Genomic DNA, 2,714 nt, shown 5'->3' with positions numbered 1-2,714 from the left:
ACAACCCGAACACCAGCGGTTCGTCCACTCCGGTCCTCTCGTACTAGGAGCAGCTCCCTTCAATCATCCAACGCCCACGGCAGATAGGGACCGAACTGTCTCACGACGTTCTGAACCCAGCTCGCGTACCACTTTAAATGGCGAACAGCCATACCCTTGGGACCGACTTCAGCCCCAGGATGTGATGAGCCGACATCGAGGTGCCAAACACCGCCGTCGATATGAACTCTTGGGCGGTATCAGCCTGTTATCCCCGGAGTACCTTTTATCCGTTGAGCGATGGCCCTTCCATTCAGAACCACCGGATCACTATGACCTGCTTTCGCACCTGCTCGACGTGTATGTCTCGCAGTTAAGCTGGCTTATGCCATTGCACTAACCGTACGATGTCCGACCGTACTTAGCCAACCTTCGTGCTCCTCCGTTACTCTTTGGGAGGAGACCGCCCCAGTCAAACTACCCACCAGGCACTGTCCTCAACCCCGATTCAGGGGCCAGAGTTAGAACATCAACACTACAAGGGTGGTATTTCAAGGTTGACTCCACGAGAACTGGCGTTCCCGCTTCAAAGTCTCCCACCTATCCTACACATGTAGGGTCAATGTTCAGTGCCAAGCTATAGTAAAGGTTCACGGGGTCTTTCCGTCTAGCCGCGGGTATACGGCATCTTCACCGCAATTTCAACTTCACTGAGTCTCGGCTGGAGACAGCGTGGCCATCATTACGCCATTCGTGCAGGTCGGAACTTACCCGACAAGGAATTTCGCTACCTTAGGACCGTTATAGTTACGGCCGCCGTTTACCGGGGCTTCGATCATGAGCTTCTCCGAAGATAACCCAATCAATTAACCTTCCGGCACCGGGCAGGCGTCACACCGTATACGTCATCTTGCGATTTTGCACAGTGCTGTGTTTTTGATAAACAGTTGCAGCCACCTGGTATCTGCGACTCCCGTCAGCTTAGAGAGCAAGTCTCATCACCAACAGGAGCGTACCTTCTCCCGAAGTTACGGTACCATTTTGCCTAGTTCCTTCAGCCGAGTTCTCTCAAGCGCCTTGGTATTCTCTACCCGACCACCTGTGTCGGTTTGGGGTACGATTCCTGCTAACCTGAAGCTTAGAAGATTTTCCTGGAAGCATGGCATCAACTACTTCAGTTCCGTAGAACCTCGTCGTCAACTCTCAGTATTAGGTGCCCGGATTTGCCTAAGCACCCTACCTACAGCCTTAAACGCGGACAACCAACGCCGCGCTAGCCTAGCCTTCTCCGTCTCTCCATCGCAGTTAGCAGAAGTACGGGAATATTAACCCGTTTCCCATCGACTACGCCTTTCGGCCTCGCCTTAGGGGTCGACTCACCCTGCCCCGATTAACGTTGGACAGGAACCCTTGGTCTTTCGGCGAGGAGGTTTTTCACCCCCTTTATCGTTACTCATGTCAGCATTCGCACTTCTGATACCTCCAGCGTGGGTTACCCCTTCACCTTCAACGGCTTACAGAACGCTCCTCTACCGCACTAGCGCAAGCGCTAGTACCCATAGCTTCGGTGTATTGCTTAGCCCCGTTATATCTTCCGCGCAGGCCGACTCGACTAGTGAGCTATTACGCTTTCTTTAAATGATGGCTGCTTCTAAGCCAACATCCTAGCTGTCTAAGCCTTCCCACATCGTTTCCCACTTAGCAATAACTTTGGGACCTTAGCTGATGGTCTGGGTTGTTTCCCTTTTCACGACGGACGTTAGCACCCGCCGTGTGTCTCCCGAGTAGTACTCATTGGTATTCGGAGTTTGCAAAGGGTTGGTAAGTCGGGATGACCCCCTAGCCTTAACAGTGCTCTACCCCCAATGGTATTCGCTCGAGGCGCTACCTAAATAGCTTTCGAGGAGAACCAGATATCTCCCGGTTTGATTGGCCTTTCACCCCCAGCCACAAGTCATCACCGCATTTTTCAACATACGTGTGTTCGGTCCTCCAGTTGATGTTACTCAACCTTCAACCTGCCCATGGCTAGATCACCGGGTTTCGGGTCTACACCTTGCAACTAAACGCGCAGTTAACACTCGGTTTCCCTACGGCTCCGCTATTCGCTTAACCTCGCTACAAAATGTAAGTCGCTGACCCATTATACAAAAGGTACGCAGTCACGGTCTCAAGAACCGCTCCCACTGCTTGTACGTATACGGTTTCAGGTTCTATTTCACTCCCCTCACAGGGGTTCTTTTCGCCTTTCCCTCACGGTACTGGTTCACTATCGGTCAGTCAGGAGTATTTAGCCTTGGAGGATGGTCCCCCCATATTCGAACAAGATATCACGTGTCCCGTCCTACTCGTTTTCACCTAAAGTTAGTTTTCATGTACGGGGCTATCACCCTGTATCGCTGTGCTTTCCAACACATTCCACTAACACCCTCTAGGCTTAAGGGCTAATCCCCGTTCGCTCGCCGCTACTAGGGGAATCTCGGTTGATTTCTTTTCCTAAGGGTACTTAGATGTTTCAGTTCCCCTCGTTCGCCTCACTAAGCTATGTATTCACTTAGTGATGACACCTTATGGTGCCGGGTTTCCCCATTCGGACATCGTTAGCTCAAATGCTTGTTACTAGCTCGCCAACGCTTTTCGCAAGTTACTACGTCCTTCATCGCCTCTGACTGCCAAGGCATCCACCGTATACGCTTAGTCACTTAACCATACAACCCAAATGAGTTTCATCTGAG

The 2,714-nt window shown here is 51.6% G+C and carries 1 rRNA gene; it reads right to left on the bottom strand.

Features of this window, described 5'->3' with window-relative positions:
• Positions 1 to 2,687: ribosomal RNA gene (locus GNT65_RS20335) — 23S ribosomal RNA — on the bottom strand; the annotation flags it as partial.
• Positions 2,688 to 2,714 lie beyond the last annotated feature (27 nt).

Origin of the sequence: Shewanella insulae (assembly GCF_009831655.1) — a bacterium.
GTDB classification, from domain to species: domain Bacteria; phylum Pseudomonadota; class Gammaproteobacteria; order Enterobacterales; family Shewanellaceae; genus Shewanella; species Shewanella insulae.
Note: the sequence above shows the minus strand (reverse complement) of the source record. Positions and strands in the feature narration are given on the sequence as shown.